Annotated in this window: 19 protein-coding genes and 2 tRNA genes; 8 read left to right on the forward strand and 13 right to left on the reverse strand. The window is 59.4% G+C overall.

Annotated features, from left to right (window positions below):
- Positions 1-3: 3 nt before the first annotated feature.
- The 5 genes from EDF61_RS18980 to rpsB all read right to left on the reverse strand — a co-directional run bounded on the left by EDF61_RS18980 (position 4) and on the right by rpsB (position 4,956).
- Complete coding sequence (locus EDF61_RS18980; RefSeq protein WP_286172047.1) at positions 4-1,560, reverse strand: phosphatidate cytidylyltransferase; 1,557 nt, start codon at positions 1,558-1,560, stop codon at positions 4-6.
- Positions 1,560-2,117, reverse strand: a complete 558-nt coding sequence (gene frr, locus EDF61_RS00885) for a ribosome recycling factor (RefSeq protein ID WP_105657241.1) — start codon at positions 2,115-2,117, stop codon at positions 1,560-1,562. Before frr ends, EDF61_RS18980 begins: the two co-directional genes overlap by 1 nt.
- Before the next feature lie 78 nt (positions 2,118-2,195).
- A complete protein-coding gene (gene pyrH / locus EDF61_RS00890; RefSeq protein ID WP_105657240.1) occupies positions 2,196-2,918 on the reverse strand; it encodes a UMP kinase in 723 nt (240 codons plus the stop codon).
- Positions 2,919-3,122: 204 nt separating this feature from the next.
- On the reverse strand, positions 3,123-3,959 hold the full coding sequence (gene tsf, locus EDF61_RS00895; RefSeq protein WP_105657303.1) for a translation elongation factor Ts: 837 nt from the start codon (positions 3,957-3,959) through the stop codon (positions 3,123-3,125).
- 145 nt (positions 3,960-4,104) lie between these two features.
- Positions 4,105-4,956 carry a 30S ribosomal protein S2 gene (rpsB, locus tag EDF61_RS00900; RefSeq protein ID WP_105657239.1) on the reverse strand — a complete coding sequence of 284 codons (852 nt, stop codon included), beginning with the start codon at positions 4,954-4,956 and terminating at the stop codon, positions 4,105-4,107.
- A 396-nt stretch (positions 4,957-5,352) separates the two neighbouring features.
- Here rpsB and EDF61_RS00905 point away from each other — a divergent pair, with 396 nt between their 5' ends.
- On the forward strand, positions 5,353-5,886 hold the full coding sequence (locus tag EDF61_RS00905; RefSeq protein ID WP_105657238.1) for a M23 family metallopeptidase: 534 nt from the start codon (positions 5,353-5,355) through the stop codon (positions 5,884-5,886).
- Positions 5,887-6,142: 256 nt separating this feature from the next.
- Here the strand turns inward: EDF61_RS00905 and EDF61_RS00910 are convergent.
- From EDF61_RS00910 to EDF61_RS00940, 7 genes are all read right to left on the reverse strand, one after another.
- Positions 6,143-6,219 (reverse strand) — tRNA-Ile (locus tag EDF61_RS00910).
- A gap of 99 nt (positions 6,220-6,318) precedes the next feature.
- Positions 6,319-7,506, reverse strand: a complete 1,188-nt coding sequence (locus EDF61_RS00915) for a glycosyltransferase (RefSeq protein ID WP_105657237.1) — start codon at positions 7,504-7,506, stop codon at positions 6,319-6,321.
- Between the two features lie 51 nt (positions 7,507-7,557).
- Complete coding sequence (locus EDF61_RS00920) at positions 7,558-8,469, reverse strand: DMT family transporter (protein ID WP_105657236.1); 912 nt, start codon at positions 8,467-8,469, stop codon at positions 7,558-7,560.
- An 86-nt stretch (positions 8,470-8,555) separates the two neighbouring features.
- Entirely contained in the window at positions 8,556-9,401 is an 846-nt protein-coding gene (locus EDF61_RS00925) for a phage holin family protein (protein WP_166650650.1), read from the reverse strand.
- A 273-nt stretch (positions 9,402-9,674) separates the two neighbouring features.
- Positions 9,675-9,750 (reverse strand) — tRNA-Asn (locus EDF61_RS00930).
- A gap of 139 nt (positions 9,751-9,889) precedes the next feature.
- Positions 9,890-10,963, reverse strand: a complete 1,074-nt coding sequence (locus EDF61_RS00935) for a glycosyltransferase family 4 protein (protein WP_105657234.1) — start codon at positions 10,961-10,963, stop codon at positions 9,890-9,892.
- A 42-nt stretch (positions 10,964-11,005) separates the two neighbouring features.
- A complete protein-coding gene (locus EDF61_RS00940) occupies positions 11,006-12,259 on the reverse strand; it encodes an MFS transporter (RefSeq protein ID WP_133833003.1) in 1,254 nt (417 codons plus the stop codon).
- A gap of 353 nt (positions 12,260-12,612) precedes the next feature.
- Between EDF61_RS00940 and EDF61_RS00945 the strand changes: the two genes are divergently transcribed.
- From EDF61_RS00945 to EDF61_RS00955, 3 genes are read left to right on the forward strand one after another with little or no spacing between them, the layout of a single operon-like run.
- Positions 12,613-14,106 carry a pyridoxal phosphate-dependent decarboxylase family protein gene (locus tag EDF61_RS00945; protein WP_105657302.1) on the forward strand — a complete coding sequence of 498 codons (1,494 nt, stop codon included), beginning with the start codon at positions 12,613-12,615 and terminating at the stop codon, positions 14,104-14,106.
- Entirely contained in the window at positions 14,103-15,449 is a 1,347-nt protein-coding gene (locus EDF61_RS00950; protein ID WP_105657232.1) for a lysine N(6)-hydroxylase/L-ornithine N(5)-oxygenase family protein, read from the forward strand. The genes EDF61_RS00945 and EDF61_RS00950 overlap by 4 nt, the downstream gene beginning before the upstream one ends.
- A 10-nt stretch (positions 15,450-15,459) precedes the next feature.
- Positions 15,460-17,808, forward strand: a complete 2,349-nt coding sequence (locus tag EDF61_RS00955) for a GNAT family N-acetyltransferase (RefSeq protein WP_105657231.1) — start codon at positions 15,460-15,462, stop codon at positions 17,806-17,808.
- Between the two features lie 54 nt (positions 17,809-17,862).
- Here EDF61_RS00955 and EDF61_RS00960 read toward each other — a convergent pair whose 3' ends face one another.
- Positions 17,863-18,510 (reverse strand): maleylpyruvate isomerase family mycothiol-dependent enzyme, encoded by a 648-nt coding sequence (locus EDF61_RS00960; RefSeq protein ID WP_105657230.1) that lies wholly within the window; start codon positions 18,508-18,510, stop codon positions 17,863-17,865.
- A gap of 208 nt (positions 18,511-18,718) precedes the next feature.
- Between EDF61_RS00960 and EDF61_RS00965 the strand changes: the two genes are divergently transcribed.
- The 4 genes from EDF61_RS00965 to EDF61_RS00980 are packed head-to-tail and all read left to right on the forward strand — an operon-like array spanning position 18,719 to position 21,003.
- Complete coding sequence (locus EDF61_RS00965; RefSeq protein WP_105657229.1) at positions 18,719-19,063, forward strand: PadR family transcriptional regulator; 345 nt, start codon at positions 18,719-18,721, stop codon at positions 19,061-19,063.
- A 2-nt stretch (positions 19,064-19,065) separates the two neighbouring features.
- Positions 19,066-19,437 carry a DUF1048 domain-containing protein gene (locus tag EDF61_RS00970; RefSeq protein WP_105657228.1) on the forward strand — a complete coding sequence of 124 codons (372 nt, stop codon included), beginning with the start codon at positions 19,066-19,068 and terminating at the stop codon, positions 19,435-19,437.
- A gap of 1 nt (position 19,438) precedes the next feature.
- Positions 19,439-20,230, forward strand: coding sequence for an ABC transporter ATP-binding protein (locus tag EDF61_RS00975; protein WP_105657227.1), 792 nt, complete (start codon positions 19,439-19,441; stop codon positions 20,228-20,230).
- Positions 20,227-21,003 (forward strand): ABC transporter permease, encoded by a 777-nt coding sequence (locus EDF61_RS00980; RefSeq protein ID WP_133833004.1) that lies wholly within the window; start codon positions 20,227-20,229, stop codon positions 21,001-21,003. Before EDF61_RS00975 ends, EDF61_RS00980 begins: the two co-directional genes overlap by 4 nt.
- The last annotated feature ends 144 nt before the right edge of the window (positions 21,004-21,147 follow it).

A 21,147-nucleotide genomic window follows, 5' to 3' on the forward strand; every position in this document is an offset into this window, starting at 1 on the left:
CGGTCAGAAGACTTCGACGCTCCAGGCCAACACATGCGAAATCACGTAGCCCAGAGGAATGACAAACAATATCGAGTCCAAGCGATCCATGATTCCGCCATGGCCCGGCAGCAAGTTGCTCATGTCCTTGATGCCCAGTTCACGTTTGACCATGGATTCCGCGAAGTCGCCAGTGGTCGCGGCAATGGTGGTGAAGAACGCCAAGATGACGCCCGTCCACCATGGCATTTCCAGCCAGAAGTGCATTGCGCAAGCACCAATAGCCATCGAACCAATCATTGATCCGGCGAAGCCCTCCCAGGACTTTTTCGGAGAAATCTTTGGCGCCATCGGATGCTTGCCTATTAGCACACCCACGATGTAGCCGAAGGTGTCGTTGGCGACCGCGAGCAGCAAAAGCGTGGCAATGAGCCATTGGCCATTCTCGGAATCAAGAATCAGCAGGGCGAAGGAAAGCAGCAGCGGCACCCAGCTGATGATGAACACGCTGCTCATCACCGAGGCCACAGCACCCTTGAGTCCTTCCATGAGCCGGAAGAGCAGAGCGATGAGGATACAGGCAATGTAGCTGAATCCAAGGGCTTCCACCCCGCCCCAAATGGCACTGACCGGCAGCAAGACCGAGGACAGGTACAACGGCAATTGAGGCACCGCGGTCTTGGCGTGAGTAGTAGCTCTCGCAACTTCCCAGCAGCCAATGCCGCTGAGCGCAATCAGCGCGATGACCAGCAATGGCTGCGACCACATCAGGCCAACGAGGACGACGCCGAGCATCAGCAAGCCTACGCCGATTGCCGCGGGCAGGTTGCGTCCGGCGCGCGATTTCTTCGGCTCCGGGGTTCCTATCAACAGCTCGGCAGGGATGTCTGCTTCTGCCGCGTCGGGCTGGCCGGTCTCGGCCAGGTCCGTGGAGTCGGAAACCGGTGGAGCAGGCACCTTGCCCTCGGCAGGCGCTGGATTCTGCGCCGCTGATTCGGCGTCCGGTTTGGTCGCTTCGCCCTTCGCTGGCATACCACCCTGGGCAGCTGGGGCCGCTAAGATCTTGGCTTTGCCGGGTTCCGCCGATTCTACGGGCTCAGCCGGTTCCTCGGCTGGTCCGGCCTGCTGGGCAGCTACCGGCCCCGGAGCCGCCACCGACTTGGACGTATCAGCCTTGAAGGCTGCCTTGGCACGCTCTTTCGCTTGCCCGGTATCAGCCGTAGCGGCTGCATCCTTGCCTGGGGAAGCCTCGGCTGCCGGGTTCGCGCCAGCCCCTGGCTGAGGGGTCGGCAAAACGCCATCGGTGCCGGCAACTTGCTCCACGGCTGGTGCCGGTGCTGGCGTGGCCATTGGAGCAGCTACCGGATTGGCCGGTCCAGTCGTGACCGGTTCTTGGATTCCAGTGGCAGGTTCTGGAGTTTCCCTAGCCGCACGGTTCTTCATGAAACCGCGTTTTTTCCCCTTGGCGGCAGCCTCGCGCTGGGCACGAGCTTCACGTCGGGTCAGGGGCTGGGATTCTCCGGATGCCACTGAGGGCACCGCCGAAGCGTTGCCCTCAGTGTTGTCTGTCGAGCCTGGCATTAGACTTCCAGCAGCTCTGCTTCTTTTTTCTTCAAGATCTCGTCAACTGCGTCAACGTGCTTCTTGGTCAGCGCGTCGAGGTCCTTTTCTGCACGGGTGCCCTCGTCCTCGCCAATTTCGCCATCCTTGACCAACTTGTCGATGGAGTCCTTGGCCTTGCGGCGGTGGTTACGCAGCGCAACGCGGGCGTCCTCACCCTTGGCCTTGGCCAGCTTGACGTATTCCTTGCGGCGTTCTTCGGTCAGCACTGGAAGGACAACGCGGATCATCTTTCCGTCCGAAGATGGGTTTGCCCCAACTTCTGGATCGCCCAGAGCCTTTTCGATTGCGCGCATAGCGGTCACATCGAATGGGGTGATGGTGATGGTGCGTGCTTCTGGCACTGCAAAGGAAGCCAACTGCTGCAGTGGGGTCGGGGAACCGTAGTAGTCCACCATGACCTTCGAGTACATGCCTGGGTGGGCGCGACCGGTACGGATCGTCGCGAAGTCCTCCTTGGCGGCCTCAATGGTGCGTTCCATCTTTTCGGCGGTTTCCGCCAGCGTTTCGTCAATCACCGGTACTCCTCAAGTACTTCATCTGTGTTTCCGCTACGGGAAATTAAATCTACTTCAATCCTAAGCCACGATCACCGATTAGACGGTGACAGTGGTGCCAATCCGCTCGCCGCGAATTGCCGCGGCCACGTTTCCTTCGCCTTCCATGCCGAAGACCAGCATATTGAGCTTGTTGTCCTGGCACATGGTCATGGCGGTCTGGTCCATCACGCGGATGTCGTTGACCAGCGCGTCGCTGTAGGTCAAGGTCTCCAGCTTCTTGGCGGTCGGATCCTTCTTCGGATCCGCGGTGTACACGCCATCGACGCCCGACTTGGCCATCAGAACTTCGTCAGCATCGACTTCCAGGGCACGCTGCGCGGCCACGGTGTCGGTGGAGAAGTACGGCAGGCCTGCGCCAGCGCCGAAGATGACAACGCGGTCCTTTTCCATGTGGCGGATGGCACGGCGTGGGATGTAGTTTTCTGCGACCTGGGCCATGGCGATGGCCGACTGGACGCGGGTTTCGACGCCGCATTGTTCCAGGAAGTCCTGCAGTGCCAGGCAGTTCATGACGGTGCCAAGCATGCCCATGTAGTCTGCGCGCGAGCGGTCCATGCCGGAGGCCGAGAGTTCTGCGCCGCGGAAGAAATTGCCGCCGCCAACCACGATTGCGACCTCTACTTCGCCTACGGTTTCAGCGATCTGCTTGGCGATGCCGCGAACGGTATCCGGGTCAACGCCGATCTTGCCGCCGCCGAATACTTCACCGGAGAGCTTGAGCAGTACGCGGCGTCGTTTGGTTTCTGGGGTGCTTGGCATGAGGTGTCTTACTCCTGGAGGTCGGAATCAAGCTGGGGGTACTACTTCCCAGATCCCAAGCTATCGTGAGATCCGGGCTCAAGAAAAGGGAGGCGAGTCACCGAGTTTTCTCTCGGTGCTCACCTCCCTTTGATCTTGTGCACTCAGGTTGCCCTGAACGCGGTTCGCTTAATGCGTACGGCTAATGCTTAGAGCTGTAAAAGCTTAGGCACCAACGCGGAAGCGTGCGAAGGCAACTGGCTTGGTGCCAGCTTCTTCGAAGACCTTGCCTACGGACTTCTTTGCGTCCTTGGCGAAAGCCTGGTCAACCAAGACGATTTCCTTGAAGAAACCGGTCAGGCGGCCTTCAACGATCTTGGTGAGTGCAGCTTCTGGCTTGCCCTCCGCGCGAGCGGTTTCGTCTGCGATGCGGCGCTCGTCGGCAACCTTGTCAGCTGGAACCTCCTCGCGGGACAGGAAGGTAGGAGCCATTGCAGCGGTGTGGACAGCAACGTCGTGTGCGACGGTTGCGGCAGCTTCGCTGTCAGCGTCAACAGCCATCAGAACGCCAACCTGAGCTGGCAGGTCCTTGCTGGTCTTGTGCAGGTACGAAGCAACCTTGGCACCCTCGATGCGTGCAACACGGCGTACAACAACCTTCTCGCCGAGGATTGCGCCCTCTTCGATAACGATGTCGCCAACGGTCTTGCCGTCCAGCTCGTAAGCCAGCAGTGCTTCTGCATCTGCAGCACCGGAAGCCACAGCGGCATCCAGGACCTTGTTGGCCAGTGCGATGAACTTCTCGTTCTTGGCAACGAAGTCGGTCTCGCAGTTGATCTCGATCATGACGCCGACGTTGCCTTCAACCTTGGCAGCAACCAGGCCTTCAGCGGTCGAACGGCCTTCGCGCTTGGTAGCGCCCTTCAGGCCCTTGACGCGGATGATCTCGATGGCCTTCTCGGCGTCGCCGTTAGCCTCGTCCAGTGCCTTCTTAACGTCCATCATGCCGGCGCCAGTGCGCTCGCGCAGTGCCTTGATATCAGCAGCGGTGTAGTTTGCCACGTGCAATCCCATTCAGCTAGGAGTTTCAAGTTTATTTTGCTTATGGGACGGGTCGGATTTCCGGCCCGTCCCACAAGACTTGGTGAAGTTCACCCCGAGCTACACGCTAGTGCGCCCAGGCAAACTTCTGGAGTCACCGAGGTGACTACTTGGCTTCTGGTGCCTCAGTTGCATCGTCTGCAGCTGGTGCTTCAGTTGCAGCTTCTGCAGCTGGAGTTTCGGCCTTGGCCTTCTCGCCCTCAAGCAGCTCGCGCTCCCACTCAGCCATTGGCTCAGCAGCACCCTCAGTCTTGCCGGCAGCCTTGTTGTTCTTGGCGATAAGGCCTTCGGCCACAGCGTCAGCAACAACGCGGGTCAGCAGGTTGACGGAGCGGATTGCGTCGTCGTTGCCTGGGATTGGGTAGGTAACTTCGTCCGGATCGCAGTTGGTGTCCAGGATGGCCACAACTGGGATGCCCAGCTTCTGTGCTTCGTCGATAGCCAAGTGTTCCTTCTTGGTGTCAACGATCCAGATAGCGGAAGGGGTGCGGGTCAGGTTACGGATACCACCGAGGTTGTTCTGCAGCTTGGTCAGCTCGCGCTTCAGCAGCAGCAGTTCCTTCTTGGTGTGACCGGAGCCAGCAACGTCCTCGAAGTTGATCTCTTCCAGTTCCTTCATGCGCTGAACGCGCTTGGAGACGGTCTGGAAGTTGGTCAGCATACCGCCGAGCCAACGCTGGTTCACGTATGGCTGGCCAACGCGGTTAGCCTGCTCGGCGATCGATTCCTGAGCCTGCTTCTTGGTACCGACGAACAGTACGGTGCCGCCGTGGGCAACGGTCTGCTTGACGAACTCGTAAGCGCGGTCGATGAACGACAGCGACTGCTGCAGGTCGATGATGTAGATGCCGTTGCGCTCGGTGAAAATGAAGCGCTTCATCTTTGGGTTCCAGCGACGGGTCTGGTGGCCGAAGTGGACGCCGCTGTCAAGCAGCTCTCGCATGGTTACGACTGGCATGTCGCAACTCCTTTCAGCAGTGGCGGACCGGGCGCGCATGCGCCCGCGGTAACTGCTCTTGTTTGTTCGGGTTGATGCAGATAGCCATTGTGGATATCCGCCCTAGCATGAATACCGATAGATGCTTGGCATCTCGCCTTCGGTCCACCGATTCTCTCGGACCACTGGAACCTCAGGCCACAGCTCATGAAGCTGTGGATACTCATACGCGAAGTCAATCCCCTGCCCGACGCACCCAGTTTTGGACACACCTGTGACAGGACACTGCTGTTTCAAGTGTACTACAGAGAACTCAACGCTTTACACGGCGATATCGGTGATCTGCAGCCCATTCGCTTGCCCACAATTCGCTCTTCCAACTGCTTAAGATCCGGCTATTGGGTCCATCCTGAGAGGATGAAATCCAAGTATCTAGTCGCCGGGCTGCAGGTTTTGCTGCTGGCCTTCAGTGGTCCTCCGGCCTCGCCCCTGACTGCGGCGCCACAACCAGTCCAAGCACAAGCTGCACTCGCCGCCGGCAACGGCTGGCGTTGGCCGCTAGCTGGCGAACCGGAAATTCTGGAGCCCTTCGATAAGCCGGAGGAGAATTGGCTTCCCGGTCATCGCGGCGTGGATTTGGCTGCCAGCTCCGGAGACTCGGTCTTCGCGCCCCAGCGCGGCCAAGTCGCCTTCGCTTCAGTGATCGTGGATCGACCCGTGCTGGTCATCGACCACGGTTCCGGATTCAGGACCAGCATCGAACCGGTAGCCGCCGGAGTCTCGGTGGGCGATTGGGTCGAGGCTGGCGCGAAGGTGGGACAGGTAGCAACCGGGGCGCACTGCTCGGGCCGATGCATTCACTGGGGCGTGCGACTCGAAGGAGAATACATTGACCCGGTGTTGCTGATCCGCGACATGCGTCCATCAATACTCTTGCCGCTGCACGAATGACCGTGAAGGCTCCCAGGGGTGCACCATGAAGAGCCACGGTTACTGTCGCGGGTCTTGCAGACCGGATCCTCTGCGTGTTCTTGCCCCTGGCGAGAGCTCCATGCCGCGCAGCCGCGTGGCCTGTTCCTTGGACTGCCATGAGAGTTGCAAGTTGGCACCGCGCAATGGGCCGGGAACTGGCTTCTTCCATTTTCCAGACCCCGGAACGAAAAATCGTCCAGCAGCTTTTTTGCATAAGCTGCTGGACGATCTTGTTTGGTAGGGAGTATGGGACTTGAACCCATGACCAAGGGATTATGAGTCCCCTGCTCTAACCAACTGAGCTAACTCCCCACATGGGCCCATCGCCGAAGCGGCGTAACCACACTCGAAATATTCTAGGGCATCACTAGCCGAAACACCGACTTGACGCACCCGATGACGATGAACCTATTAATGGGTGGAAACTTCGTGGCCGCGGTAAAGGGCTTCGAAGGAGTTCATTGTCTTTTCCTGCGCGTGGTTCTTCACCTTTTCGTGCCCGGCTTCACCCATCTTGGCACGGCGCTGCCCATCCAAGGCAAGAACCTGGTCTAGCTTGTTGGCCAGATCCTGCCGGTCTCCCGGCGTGAACATGTAACCATTGATGCCTTCGTCTACCAGGTGCGGCAGGGCCATCGCGTTGGCCAGAACGACGGGTTTGGAAGCCGAGAGTGCTTCCAGGGTTACCAATGACTGCAGTTCGGCGGTGCCTGGTTGGCAGAACACATCGCAACGCAGGTAGGCCTGGCGCAGTTGTTCATCACTTACATGCCCAAGGAAACGGACACGGTCTCGCAGCTGCAATTCGTCGGCGATCTTCTCCAAGTGAGCGCGTTGCTCTCCCCCGCCAACAATTTCAATGATGGCATCCGGCACCTGGCTCATTAAAGGCAATGCCTCGATGAGTTCATTGATGTTCTTCTCAACGGCAAGACGGCCTGCGAACAAGATCGTGGGGAACTCGTTTTTAATGATTTCTTCCCCTGCCGCCAGCTCGTAGTTGCCGATCTCGATCCCGTTAGACAGCGGAAGCACCCGGTTCAGTTTGGCACGCTCACGCATTGCCTTGGCCGCCAGTGGAGTCGGGGTCGTGACGGCGTCTGCCCGCCCAAAGATCTTCCCCATGTCTCTCCACGAATTCTGCGCGACAATTCGCTTGAACCACTGCGGGAAAGGCAGGAAGGGGTCAAGGTTTTCCGGCATGAAGTGGTTCGTGGCGATGGAACGAACCTTGTTCTTGCGAGCCCATCCGATCGTGCGCTGGCCAATCATATAGTGGCTCTGGGCGTGGACTACATCGGGCTTGATATCCGAGAGCAGCTTGCTGATCTGCCGATTGACTTCCCACGGGAACACGATGCGGAAGTACTCGTGGGTAGGTACCGAATGCGATTCCAGACGATGCACAATTGCTTCATCACGGATCTCGGTGTAGGTCTTGCCCTTATCTCCACGGGCCGCCAGCACATGCACCCGGTGGCCGCGTGCATGCATCGCAGTAGCCAACCGGTAGCAAAACATCGCTGCACCGTTGACGTCTGGCGGATAAGTGTCAGCAGCAATGACGATGGTCAGCGGTTTTTCCTTGGCCACGAGCATCCTTCGGCGTTCACACGCGTTGTAGTTTCTATTAAAATCTGCAGCTTCAGTCTATTTGGAATCAGGCATGGATTTTTCTGCTTCAGACTGGTTCCGGCGTTCAATAACATCCGGGTGATGTCTGGACAGTGCGGTCACACCGACGATAGCCAAACCAGCAGCCACCAGCATCAGCACGGTGACCAGTACCGGAACATCAGGACGCAGCTCCCCTAGGATGCCGATTCCAATGGCAATGCCAATTATCGGGTCAATCACCGTCAACCCTGCGATGACAAGGTCAGGAGGTCCCTTTGAGTAGGCCTTTTGCACAAAATACGAGCCGAGAAGGCCAGCTACAACTACCGCTAGGCCAGCCAGCCAAGGCAGCTGGACAAAGCTGCCGTCGCCGATATTCATCACGGCGATTGCAATGGTTCGAACCAGTACGGCGACGAATCCGAATAGGACGCCAGCACCGAGGATGAAGAAGAACGCACCGAGCTTCTTGTGGAAGAAGATGGTGGCCAATCCCACGATGGCAACGACTACCGCCAAGATCATTTCAATCAAGTGCGCTTCGTAGTCGTTTACCTCCTGGTTGCTGCTAGTGGCAGTGACGGCCAGAAGCACGAAGCCAACCGAACCCACCATGCAGCTGATGATCGCCAATACGGTGGGACGATTCATCGTCAGGTCGGTTTCCTTGGCATTGACCATCGCAGTGATCACCAATGCAATGGCACCAATTGGCTGCACCACCGTCAAGGGCGCGCTGGCTAGCGCGAAAACATTCAAGGCCATGCCAAGAGCCATCAGCCCCAGTCCGCTCATCCAGCGTTTGTTGCGGGCCAGCTTCCCGACATTCTTAATTGTCAGGTCCAGACCGCCAACAGCACTGCGGACTGCCTGCGATTGGAAGTGCGCTCCAAAGGCAAGACAAAAGGCACTGCATAGTGCCGCTGCAATAGCGATCCAAACCATGTCAGTGCCTTTCTAGCCTAAGTTTTCATACGACGGGGCACGCGCACGCTTGGTACGGCTAATGCCTGGCCCCGTCGGCGAAAGACCTAGGAGCGCTTGAACAATGCGCGGACAACAGCCATCAGCGCCAGCCCGGAACCTGCCATCACGATATACGGTCGTGCCTGCTCTAAGCGGTTTGAGCCGGCTCTGTCAGCCTCCGATTGGTCTTCGGAAGACGAAGACGGGGAAGGGCGAACGAATCCCTTCGCCTTGGCAGCTGCTCCGGAGAACTTTTCCCCAGCTCCCTGGGTGAACGAACGAATCTTGTCGATCTTGGCCAGTGGCGCTTGCACGCTCTCGCCCAGGTTGTCACGCAGAGCCTGGATCTGGCGGCGGCGACGCTTGGTGCGAAGGATCAGCTCATCGGCACTCGGTGCCGGAGGCTTCGGTTCCTTCTTCTTTTCAGCCTTCTCGTCATCCTCAGCCGACTTCTTCTTCAGCGGCTCATCAAGAGTGCTGACATCGAAGGCGCTGCCGTCCTTGAGCACGCCCAAGTCGTGGCGGAGTCCGCGAATAGCTGCTTCCGGCTTCAGCGGCAGTGCCTTCTTGACCTTGGCATATCCAACCAATCCCAAGATGGCAGCAACCAGCAAGAAGAATCCTGCAACGATCAATGCGGCTGCCCAACCGGGCAACCAGAGAGCCAATACATTGACCAGGGTAACTACAACAGCAATGACGAAGAGCAGCACTACGAGCAGTGCAGCTCCGGCGAGCGCCGCCGCCATGCCAATGCTGATTCCCTTGCCTTTGAGTACCGTAGTCGCGAGTTTGATCTCGTCCGAGAGCTGTTGTGGAACAAGCTCCTTGAGACCATCAACCTGCGTCTTAGCACTCTTGACACTCGACTTAAGGCTTTCGTCAGCTTGCGTCGATTCAGCTTCAGACATGGTTTCTCCATATTCTCGATCGCTCAGCAACCGGTACATCAAACGCTAACACCCCGGTTGCCGCATACGACTCAGTCTTCAGGCGTAAAACCCACTGCATTTATCTCATGCTGTGGGTGTAACTGTTAACGATTCGAAAGTCTATCGTCTAATCACCTGTGGTTATAGGAGGTTCGGGTGTTGCTGGGTTTTCACTTCGAATTTGCGCATGGCAACGACCGCTTTTGGGTAAAACAAAACCTCCCAGCTACTTGCGGAGCTGGGAGGTTTCTTTGGCTCCTCCAACTGGACTTGAACCAGTAACCCTTCGATTAACAGTCGAATGCTCTGCCAATTGAGCTATGGAGGAATGCAACGAGTAATACTTTAGCACTGGCCAAGTGCCGTTTTCAAATCGGAAGTTCCCGTTGCGGAGCATGCGTTCCCTGCCCCGAAATTCCGCCATTTTCCGGGCGAGACCGGATGCTTATCCACCAAGCAGCAGCAAACTACTTTCTGTGATCTGCCGCATATCTGGCCAAATCCAGCAGCTGCTGCGCTGATTGTTCCCATGAGTAGTGCCCGGCTCGTTCCACGGCGCGTTGCGAATACTGTCTCCAGGTAGCCTGCTCATCCAAAGTGCGTACTTGGTCCGCGAAGCCTTGTGCATCATCTGCCGAAGCGTACAGCGCGGCGTCATCCGCGACTTCCCTGAAAATCGGCATATCGGTGGCAATCACCGGAGTTCCCATGCTCATCGCTTCGACCAGGGGAAGCCCGTAGCCTTCTTCTCGCGAAAGGGTTACCAAGGCAGTGCATTCGCTGAGCAGCCGCTCGTATTCCTCATCGCTGACACCGCGGTGGAATACCACTGTGGATTGCGAGGGGATGAGCTTGGATAATTCAGCATGACGTTGCTCGTTGATCCCGCTTAGCAGGTGCAGCTCATAGTCCGGCAGGTGCGCCATACCGCGGATGAGTGTCTCGACGTTCTTGTATTCCATGAAGGAACCCATATAGACCAAGGTCTTCTTTGGGCGCTTCGCTTGGTCTCGACGAGCAAAATTTCCGGTGGGGGCGTTGGACACCAGTCCAATGCGCTTCTTGGTCAGTCGATGCCTGCGCATGAGTTCGGCTGTGGTGTTGGAAACGGTAGCCACCGCGTCGGCCCGATTCAGGAGCATCCGCTGCGGCCAGTAGACCTGATGGAACAAGAACCATCCAGCGCGAATCGGAGCAGGCAGGAACTTCGGTGCATGCGGATGCGAGTAGTAGATCAAATCATGCAGGGTCAAGACCAAGGGATATTTCCGCCCCAACGATCCGATGGTCTGCATGGGCGAGAACACGACATCCGGCTTGAGCTTGTTGATCTGCAGGGCGACGAATGGCTCGAGCACGCTCGTGGGGCCGGAAATCTTCAGATACGGAACATCGGGGAGCATTGCCAGCTGCCTGGTGTCATTGACCAGCATCGTGACCTCGGCAAGCTTGCTGGCGGCCTCGATCAACCCGGCGGTATACCGGCTAATGCCATCATGGTGGGTGATGCGGGTGTATCGAGCGTCGATAACGAGTTTCACGTGCGCGGTTGCCTTTACTTCGTGGTGCGTATGCTTTCCAGCCTAACGGCTTGCGGGGCCGCGCATCACTAGGTAGCTAATAACTGAGAGGGTTGCGGCAACGACCCAGGCAAGCAGTCCAGCGGTAATCCCCCACGCGCTGGCCAATGCGCCGCCCGCCAATCCGCCAACGGGTACGACTCCAAAGGTGAATAACCGGCGTGCGCTTAGGACCCGGCCCAGCAGCTGCTCCGGAACGATCTGCACAATCCAGGACGAGGCAGCAATGTTGAAGAGCAGCACGACGATTCCCCATCCCAGCGCGAAAATTCCCAGCAGCGCCATGGACCACATTTCGGTTGCATAAGCCGCGGCCAATACGCAGCCCGCCAAAACTGCCTGCATCGAACCGGTGTAGATCAGCAAGGTTGCCGGAGCGAATTTTCCAGCCAGCGTTCCTGCGATAGCAGCTCCAATTAGCCCGCCAACGCCACCCACCGAGGCGAAAAGGCCGTACCCGAATTCGCCAAAGCCGAGCTCGTTGATAATGAAGATCGCTTCCACGGATGACCCGATGGCCAGCCCCAAGTTGGAGAACATCACTGCAACGGTAATTGCCAAGAGCAGGCGGTGCCGGGCCAGATACCTGAGGCCAGCCAGGATGCCGCCCTTTTCAGTCGACGGCCCGGGGCGGCGGCCAGGGCCTTGCGACAGGCGAGAGGAACGCACCTGCAGCGCCATCAGCATTGCCAGCAGGCCCAGAGCCGTCGAGATGCTCAGCAGCGCTGGCGCTCCCCACAGCGCGAAGCCGGTTCCCGCCAAGGCCGGGACAATCACGGTCATTGACTGGTCCGCAGCTCCCAGCGAGGCGATCAGCTTGCTAATGCTCGCCGCTCGGACTTCAGGCTCATCTCCGATGAGCTGCGGAACGGCAGTGGTTTGGGACGTTTCGGAAAAAACATTGCAGAAGCCGAGCAATGCGCACAACAGCATCCCCAGCGGGATCGTTAGCTCCTCGGCGAAGGACAGCGCCGCTAGGCACCCCAGCAGGAAAAGCTTGGACCCGAGACCGATGCGCAGGACCCGCAACGCGGAATACTTGTCGACCAAATGGCCCGCGGGGATGCTGGCGAGCACAAAGGAAAGGGAACCAAGCGCATTGAGCACTCCCATCTGCATGGCAGTTGCGCCAAGGGTACCTACGAACAGCAGATCAATCGTGATATCAAAAAGTGAGCGTCCTGCCGCGTCCGTTGCGTTCGACCCGAGGAGCAGACGCTGGGATCGCTGGACTTTTCCTGGGCTTGCCGTGGCCACTTGCCCTCCCTTGCTCTAACTGTTTGATCATACAGTTCTAGCTTGAAAGTGCAATCAAACGATTAGTGATAATTCCGGGACATTGGAAGTCGAGAAGTTCTCTCCATTTCAACCTCGCAGGGTTCCAACTTCAGCCTCGCTCAGATGCAGGTCAGCGGGTAACTTATCACAGCCGGGCGCCACCCGCAGGAAAATGTAGAAACTTTTCTTCTGGCGGAGAGAGTGAATTACTCGGCTTGCATTAACTAATTGAAGTGTGTTGTTAATAGATTCTTGTTAGGTGAGCCTGACCAACTATTGATTGTCTCTATCTGAGGAGCATGCTTTTGGGTGCCTCACTGCCTACCCTGCAAATGCCTGATCTACCACTGCCGATCTACGATGATTCGTTGCTCTGCGCAGACACCGCCCGTGTCTACGAAAACGAGTCGCGTGAAGCCATTTCACGCGTGGCCCACCGATTGGCATCGGTGAACGCGCCGACGACCGGACCGACTCCGCAGCAGTTGCAGGAACGCATCGACCTGGTCGACCTGCATAGTCCGTTGGGTTCAACCCAGGACTCGTTCACCGAGCTGAATGAGTTGTATTTCAACGACGCGGTCTACTTCCACGACCCGAAGTACGCGGCGCACTTGAACTGCCCCGTCGTGATCCCTGCGGTGGTCGCCGAGAACTTCGTCACTAGCATCAACACCTCGATGGACACTTTTGACCAGAGCGCTGGAGCAACACTGATCGAGCGCAAACTCATCGATTTCACCGCCGATCTGATCGGCTTCGGGACCGGGCAGGCAGACGGAATCTTTACCTCTGGCGGAACTCAATCCAACCTTCAGGCCATGCTGATCGCACGAAACACCGCAACCGCAAAGCTGCGGGGCACCTTGCCTGAACGGCTGGCTAATCTGCGGATCTATTGCTCGGAAGATGCGCACTTCTCGATTCGCAACGCCGCGATGCTCCTTGGCCTGGGCTACGACGCGGCCGTGGCGATCCCTACAGACGCCCAGCACCGCATGGATGCGCAGGCATTGCGCGTGCGCCTGGACGCAGACCTCGCCGCCGGTTTGGTGCCCATGGCCATCTCCGCCACCAGCGGGAATACCGACTTCGGGGCCATCGATCCGTTGCCCCAGCTAAGTGCTATCGCCACAGAAGTAGGCGCGTGGTTCCATGTGGATGCCGCATACGGTTGCGGCCTGCTCGTCTCCAACTCCCACCGCCACCGGTTGGACGGCATTGAATTGGCCGACTCGGTCACCGTGGATTACCACAAGTCCTTCTTCCAGCCCATCGGCTCCAGCGCCTTGGTGGTCCGCTCGGCAGCCTCCTTGGAATCCATCGCCCACTATGCCGAGTACCTGAACCCGCGTGCGGAGGCCGAGTCCACCCCCAACCAGGTCTCGAAGTCCCTGCAGACCACACGGCGCTTCGATGCGCTGAAGCTGTGGGTCACGTTGCGCTCTTTGGGGGCCAGCCGTTTGGGTGCCATGTTCGACCAGGTCATCGCCTTGGCAGAGGACGCTCAACAGGAAGTTGCCATGCGCGCCCAGCTTCGGATGGCAGCCGACGTGCAGCTGAGCACGCTGGTCTTCTCCTTTGAAGATCCACAGCACCCACTGGAACTGGACGAGCACAATGCCCTGGCCAACCAGATCCGCCAACGCCTCTATGCCAGCGGCGAAGCGATGATCGCCGCCACCACGGTCAAAGGCAAACGCCTGCTGAAACTGACGCTGCTCAATCCGAATACGACCCTGGCCGATATCAGCGAGATCCTCGACGCTATCTGCCGGATTGGTTCCGGACTGCTGGCCGAACGCACCCTTGGAGAGAAGAAATGATTGAACCTACCGAGCACTTTGACGTCATCGCTATTGGCGCTGGCCCTTTCAATCTGGGTTTTGCCGCCTTGGCCGATGGATTGGATGATCTGCACGTTGCAGTTCTGGAAGCCGGAGAGAAGTTCGTCTGGCACCCTGGCATGATGCTTCCCGGAACCCATCTCCAGGTTCCCTTCATGGCAGATCTGGTGACCATGGCGGACCCGACCAGCAAGCATTCGTTCTTGAACTATCTCAAGGAAAAACAGCGGCTTTACCCGTTCTATATCCGCGAAGACTTCTACGCCTTGCGCGAGGAGTATTCCAACTACCTGGCGTGGGCCGCAGAAAATATTCAAAGCGTACGATTCGGGCACCGGGTGCTCGAAGCCGAATACCACGACGGGGTCTACCTGTTGTCGGTGCTCACTGCCGCAGGACTGACCCGATTCACCGCAGACAAGTTGGTGCTGGGCACCGGATCCCAGCCTTATCTGCCGCCGGTTCTCACCACGGAAGCACAAGCCACCGGCAACGTGGTGCACTCAAGCGACTACGCCTTCCACCGCGAGAAACTCCTATCCTCCCGGACCGCAGGTTCCGGCCCGAAAGTAACTGCTGTGCTCGGCAGCGGCCAGAGCGCCGCAGAAATCTTCTTGGATCTTCTGCGCAGCTTGCCAGAAGAGGATCATCTGGTGTGGGCAACGCGTTCAGAACGCTACTTCCCGCTGGAATACACCAAGCTCACTTTGGAGATGACATCTCCGGAATACATCGACCACTTCCATGCCCTGCCCATGGATCAGCGGGATGTCCTGTCAGCAGAGCAAAAGGGGCTCTACAAGGGGATCAACGCGGACTTGATCAACGAAATCCACGAAGAGCTCTACCAGCGAAGCGTCAATGGCGCAGCGAATGTGCACCTGCGTACCGGCTGCGCGGCCACGAGCATCGGCGCTGACACGGATCACCTGGCCATCAGCTTGCGCCATGAACGCACCGGTGAAGACCTGGAATTCCTCGCCGACCACCTTGTCATGGCAACCGGCTACCGCGCAGGCACTCCGGACTTCTTGCAAGGCATCAGCCAACGCATCGATTACCTTCCCGATGGCCGCTTCAATGTAGATCGCGAATATTCCATCGGGTTGGACCAGGACATCTTCGTGCAGAACGCTGAACTGCACACCCACGGCTTCACCGCTCCGGATCTGGGCATGGGAGCCTACCGCAATTCAGTAATTATCAACCGCTTGGCTGGACGCGAGGTCTACCCGGTCGAGCGACGGATCGCTTTCCAGCGATTCGGCGCCGCCGAACTCAGCGGCTTGCCCACTTCCGCCAATGCCAGCGCACGAGCCTAAGGAACTTCCGATGACCAACTACACTTTCCGTTCCGTGACGTTGCCCGGGGATACTGCGCTGCTGCATTCGTGGATTGCCACCGCGCATGCCTCCTTCTGGGGCATGGCCAACGCAACCGAAAAGGAAATCGAAGCAGAATACCGCACATTGCTTGGCACCCCAGGCTACGAAGTCCTCTTCGGCATCGACGCGTCAGGGGACGAGAAATTCCTTGTCGAGCTCTACGACCCAGCAGCATCGCCACTGGCCGATGCGTACAACTGCGTCCGCGGCGACCGTGGACTGCACTTCCTGGCTCCGGCAGCCACCGAGCCGCAGCCTGGGTTCACCCTCGACGCTCTCTCCTCGGCCATGGTCCAGGCTTTCGCCCTGCCCGGAACCGAACGAATCATCGTGGAACCTGACCTGCGCAACAAAGCCATCCATGCCCTGAATGCCCGCGTTGGCTTCAGCCCGGTACGTCCAGTGGAGCTTTCCGAGGCAGACGGCTCAATCAAGCAGGCTCTGCTGTCCATCTGCACTCGCCAGGATTTCGAAACCGCTACCGGCCGCGGCTTGGAATCCTCATTCCTCTCCCCTGCACGTTGGGACATCGCCAACCGCCATGTCTTGGCCAAGGCCCTGGGCGAATTTTCGCATGAGCGCCTCCTGGAGCCTGCCGGCCATGGAGAAAACCGCTACTCAGTCCAGAAGGATGCCCACCGCTACAGCTTCAGCGCCCAGCGGTACCAGCTGAACCACTGGTTGGTTTCACCGCAGTCCGTGGAACACCACCACTTCGTTGACGGCAGCTGGCAGCAGGCAGAGGTGGGCGCCATTGAGTTCATCACCCACTTCTGCCAGGAACTCACGCTTTCCCCGGTGCAGCTGCCCACCTACCTTGAAGAGCTCTCATCCACGCTGGCCAGCCACTGCTACAAGCAGGTTCATGCAACCCATAATTCAGCACAGCTGGCCCGGTTCGACGGCACAGCCGCACAGTCCTTCCAGCTCATCGAATCTTCCATGACCGAGGGCCACCCGTGCTTCATAGCCAACAACGGAAGAATGGGCATCGGGCGCACCGACTACCTGAGGTACGCCCCCGAAACCGGTTCCGCCCTGCACCTTGGCTGGGCTGCCGCCCACAAGTCCCGAGCACAATTCGACGCCGTGGATTCGCTGGATTACGAAGGGCTGCTGGCCGCCGAGCTGGATCCAGCCGAGCGCCAGCGCTTGGATGCGGCCCTGGAGGCCTCCTTGTTCGGCACCGGCTATGCAGCCGGGGACTACATCTTCATTCCGGTGCACCCTTGGCAATGGGAGAACCGCCTGTCGATCACGTTCGCCAATGATATTGCCCGCAAGCAATTGATCTGGCTGGGCACCAGCGTTGACGAGTACCAGGCGCAGCAGTCGATCCGCACCTTCTTCAACCGGTCCAACCCGGAACGACACTACGTCAAGACGGCAATGTCGATCTTGAATATGGGGTTCATGCGCGGGCTCAGTGCCGAGTACATGAAGGTGACTCCCGCGATCAACCAGTGGTTGGGCGAGCTGTTCGCAAAGGACCCGGTGCTCTCGATCCAGCCGGTCGCCCTGCTGCGTGAAATTGCGGCCGTAGGCTACCGCAACCCGCAGTTCGAAGCAGCCACCGGCAAGAGCGATCCGCAGCGGAAGATGCTGGCTGCGCTGTGGCGGGAGTCCCCGATCAGCCTGCTGGGCCCGGAAGAAAAGTTGGCTACGATGGCCAGCCTATTGCATGTCGATGCATCCGGCAGGTCCTTTGCCGGCGCCCTCATTCGCCGCAGCGGGCTAGCACCGGCCGACTGGCTAAGCCGTTACCTCGATGCCTACCTCATTCCGCTGGTGCATTGCCTGGCTGCCTATGATTTGGTGTTCATGCCGCATGGCGAAAACGTGATCATGGTGCTTGAGAACGGTGCTGTGAAGAAGGTCCTGCTCAAGGATCTGGGCGAAGAGATTGCCGTGCTCTCGGACCGGGTGGAACTCCCGGAGGAGATTCGCCGGGTACGCACCGGTGGAGATCCGGTATTGTCGGTCTTCACGGATGTCTTTGATTCGTTCTTCCGCTTCCTCGCGCCGCTGCTGGATGCCGAAGAACTGCTTTCCGAAGCAGATTTCTGGAAGACCGTAGTTCAACGGCTGCTGGATTATCGCGGGCAGCATCCGCAGTTCGCTGAACGCTTTGATCAGCTGGGACTTTTCGCGCAGAGCTTCCCGCTGTCGTGCTTGAACCGCCTGCAGTTGCGCAACAACCAGCAGATGCTGGATCTCGCCGACCAGTCCGGAGGCCTGCTCTACGCAGGCGATCTGGAGAACCCGCTGGCCACCGCCCTCATTCCCGCTGGCTGATTTGCCGGCTTCCCCAGCATCGCGCCGTACAGTCATCGTGCGGCGCGATGCTTGCTATTTCCGCGGCTGTGCCGTGATCCTGCGTGCCAGCTCGCCGACCCCTGCGCCCTGAAGCCGCGGGAGGACCTGTTCCCTTCCGGCCATCGCCAGGACCAGATCCAGCAGTTCGCCACGCACCTCGGGACCGTTCCCGCAACTGAAAGCGTCGTCCGCCGCCGACATCCGCAAGCCCTTGACCAGGGTGCTGCTATTGACTGCGAAGTCCTTGGAGGCGAAGAATCCTGCCACCGCTCGCAGTGCCGTGGGTTCAGGCCGCAGGATCAGATCGAGTGCCTGGGCGATGTCCTGCCCGTGCACTACCACTTCGCCCAGCAAACCGGTCACCGATTTCAGCGGGGCAATGGATTTGCTGGCAGAACGATTGAAATTATCCAGCGTTTGCCGGGCGCCGTCCCCGAGCTGCAGGCGCAGCAGCCGCTCGTTGTGCCGGTCGGCATTGAATCCGGAACGAGCCATATTCACCAGCCAGCGGGCGGTCGAGGTGGATCCGGCGGCCGCCAGATGCGCCGCCACATCGCGGATCTGCCAGTTCGCGCAGAGCGATGGGGCGTTCCACTGCTCCGGAGCCAAGCTGCCCAGCAATCCTGTCAACCGCGCACGCTCGGCATGGACCAGCTCCCAATGCCATCTCGCATCCTTCATGGCGCCTCATCTCCATAGATCCAGTACCGGCTCAGCTTCCAGGAGCATACCGGATTTCCGGTTGCGCCATCTTGCCACTGGTCAAATGGCGGTTCTCCAAAGCTCCGAAAAATATCTGGAAAATCTTGGTACTAAGTATTGCTAAATACCGCTACTTAGTTCTACTATCTACTTGTACTCAATGACACTAAGTAGAGAGGGGTGCACCATGGCCACACAGATGACCGAGATGCTCAAAGGCACCTTGGAAGGGATCGTCCTGGCGATCCTGGCCGAACGCCCGGCCTACGGATACGAGATCACCACGGAACTGCGCGAACGCGGCTTCACCGATCTGGCCGAGGGAACGATCTACGCGCTGCTGGTGCGCATCGAGCAGAAAGGCCTCGTCTCGGTGGAGAAAGTCCCGTCCGAAAAAGGGCCTCCCCGCAAGGTCTTCACCCTCAACCCCAGCGGCAAGCAGCAGCTCGACGACTTCTGGACCATCTGGAACCTGCTCGTCTCCCGCATCAACAACCTCCCCCACCCGAGCACCCCGCAGAAAGGGCACTGATCATGGTCGCCAAATGGATTGAAGCTTTCACCGGCTCACTGGAGCAGAAGAAGCAGTACAAGCAGAGCATGGCACGCCTCAAGGCCCTGCCCCAGCCCTATGCCAAGGCCGCTGCAGGAGTGCAGCGCTACCTGCTGAACCAGAGCGGGGTCACCGACGCCGAAACGATGATCTCCATGTATTCGGACCTGGCCGACCTCTTCGAAGGAGCAGCCGCCAACGGCACCGCGCTGCGCGAACTGCTTGGCCAGGACCCGGCGGAATTCGCCGATGACTTCGCCCAGGCCTACGGGGGCAAGCGCTGGACCGACAAGGAACGCACCCGCCTGGCCGACACCATTTCCGAAGCAGAGAACGAATCGAAGGAGCAATGACATGAATACCGCATTGGCCCCGGAACCGGCCATCGAGGTCACCGGACTGGCCAAGTCATTCAAGAAGCTGCCCGTGCTGCGCGGACTGGACTTCACCGTGCAGCCCGGCAGCATCTTCGCCTTGCTCGGTTCCAATGGCGCCGGCAAGACGACGCTGGTGCGGATCCTGGCCACCCTCCTTCCCGCCGATGCGGGAACCGCCCGGGTCTGCGGAGCTGCAGTGCGCGAGAACCCGGTCCAGGTCCGCCGGTCGCTGGGCCTGACCGGGCAATTCGCCGCAGTGGACGAGGTCCTGACCGGGCGCGAAAACTTGCTGCTGATCGCGCGGCTGCTCCGCTTGGAGAATCCGCGGTCCATCGCCAACGGCTTGCTGGAGCGCTTCAACCTCTGCGACGCAGCGGACCGGCCCGCAGGAACCTACTCCGGCGGGATGCGCAGGCGCCTTGATATCGCCATGGGACTGGCCGGCAACCCGCCGGTGCTCCTGCTCGATGAGCCGACCACGGGACTGGATCCCCAATCGCGCCGCGAGACCTGGCAGGTGATCCGCGACTTGGCCAAGTCCGGCACCACGATCCTGCTCACCACCCAGTACCTGGATGAAGCAGAGCACCTGGCCGATCAAATCGCCATCCTCCACGAGGGCACCATCATCCACCAGGGCACGCTGGCCGAACTCCAGGCCCTGCTGCCGCCGGCCACCACCGAGCTGGTGGCCAAGCGGCCGAGCCTGGAGGAGATCTTCCTGGAACTGATCGGCCACCACCAGCGAACCGAAGGGAGCAAGCCATGAGCATCGCGACACTGCGGGAAACCAGAATCCTCACCGGGCGCTCGATGCGCCACGTTGTCCGCAGCCCCGACACCATCATCACCACGGCCATCACCCCGGTGGCCATGATGCTGCTGTTCACCTACGTTTTCGGCGGGGCTATCGGCACCAGCGCCACCAGCGCCACCGGGCCGTATATCAACTACCTGCTGCCCGGGATCCTGGTCATCACCATCGCCTCCGGGGTCGCCTACACCTCCTACCGGCTGTTCCTGGACCTGCGCGATGGGCTGGTGCAGCGCCTGCGCTCCATGCCGATCTCCCGCTCCAGCGTGCTCTGGAGCCATGTGGCGACCTCGTTGGCGGCGAACCTCCTGTCCCTGGCGCTGGTACTGGGGGTCGCTCTGGCCATGGGCTTCCGCTCCTCCGCCTCCATGGCAGCGTGGATCGCCGTGCTCGCGCTGCTGTGCCTGGTGACCCTGAGTCTGACCTGGGTAGCGGTGCTTGCCGGCTTGAGCGCGAAATCGGTGGATGGCGCCAGCGCCTTCAGCTACCCGCTGATCTTCCTGCCCTTCATCTCCTCGGCGTTCGTTCCCACCGAGTCAATGCCCGGGCCGGTGGCCTGGTTCGCCGAGCACCAGCCGATCACTGCTATCGTCGATTCGCTGCGCGCCCTGCTGTCGCAAGAACCCGTGGGTTCCGAGCTCTGGATCGCCCTGGCCTGGCTGGCAGGCATCTTGATCCTGGCTTGGGCGCTGGCCACGCGGATCTACCGGAGCAAGACCTCCAGCTGAGCGGCGGGCGCTCCGCACGGGACGCGCGCCGTCTGCAACTGCTGTGGAAAGCAGCGCAAGCTCCCGACTTGAACATTGTTCGAGTCGGGGGCTTTTCGTGTACATTGGTGCCAGCAATTGAACACCGTTCAAGAATGGCTGCAC

The sequence above is a fragment of the Arthrobacter sp. JUb115 genome (assembly GCF_004365035.1).
In the GTDB taxonomy this organism is placed as follows: Bacteria; Actinomycetota; Actinomycetes; order Actinomycetales; family Micrococcaceae; genus Glutamicibacter.

Coding starts and splice junctions, on each gene's coding strand:
- EDF61_RS18980 (WP_286172047.1), bottom strand. CDS start 1,560: ATGCCAGGCTCGACAGACAACACTGAGGGCAACGCTTCGGCGGTGCCC.
- pyrH (WP_105657240.1), bottom strand. CDS start 2,918: ATGCCAAGCACCCCAGAAACCAAACGACGCCGCGTACTGCTCAAGCTC.
- rpsB (WP_105657239.1), bottom strand. CDS start 4,956: ATGCCAGTCGTAACCATGCGAGAGCTGCTTGACAGCGGCGTCCACTTC.
- EDF61_RS00905 (WP_105657238.1), top strand. CDS start 5,353: ATGAAATCCAAGTATCTAGTCGCCGGGCTGCAGGTTTTGCTGCTGGCC.
- EDF61_RS00915 (WP_105657237.1), bottom strand. CDS start 7,506: ATGCTCGTGGCCAAGGAAAAACCGCTGACCATCGTCATTGCTGCTGAC.
- EDF61_RS00920 (WP_105657236.1), bottom strand. CDS start 8,469: ATGGTTTGGATCGCTATTGCAGCGGCACTATGCAGTGCCTTTTGTCTT.
- EDF61_RS00925 (WP_166650650.1), bottom strand. CDS start 9,401: ATGTCTGAAGCTGAATCGACGCAAGCTGACGAAAGCCTTAAGTCGAGT.
- EDF61_RS00945 (WP_105657302.1), top strand. CDS start 12,613: ATGCCTGATCTACCACTGCCGATCTACGATGATTCGTTGCTCTGCGCA.
- EDF61_RS00950 (WP_105657232.1), top strand. CDS start 14,103: ATGATTGAACCTACCGAGCACTTTGACGTCATCGCTATTGGCGCTGGC.
- EDF61_RS00955 (WP_105657231.1), top strand. CDS start 15,460: ATGACCAACTACACTTTCCGTTCCGTGACGTTGCCCGGGGATACTGCG.
- EDF61_RS00960 (WP_105657230.1), bottom strand. CDS start 18,510: ATGAAGGATGCGAGATGGCATTGGGAGCTGGTCCATGCCGAGCGTGCG.
- EDF61_RS00965 (WP_105657229.1), top strand. CDS start 18,719: ATGGCCACACAGATGACCGAGATGCTCAAAGGCACCTTGGAAGGGATC.
- EDF61_RS00970 (WP_105657228.1), top strand. CDS start 19,066: ATGGTCGCCAAATGGATTGAAGCTTTCACCGGCTCACTGGAGCAGAAG.
- EDF61_RS00975 (WP_105657227.1), top strand. CDS start 19,439: ATGAATACCGCATTGGCCCCGGAACCGGCCATCGAGGTCACCGGACTG.
- EDF61_RS00980 (WP_133833004.1), top strand. CDS start 20,227: ATGAGCATCGCGACACTGCGGGAAACCAGAATCCTCACCGGGCGCTCG.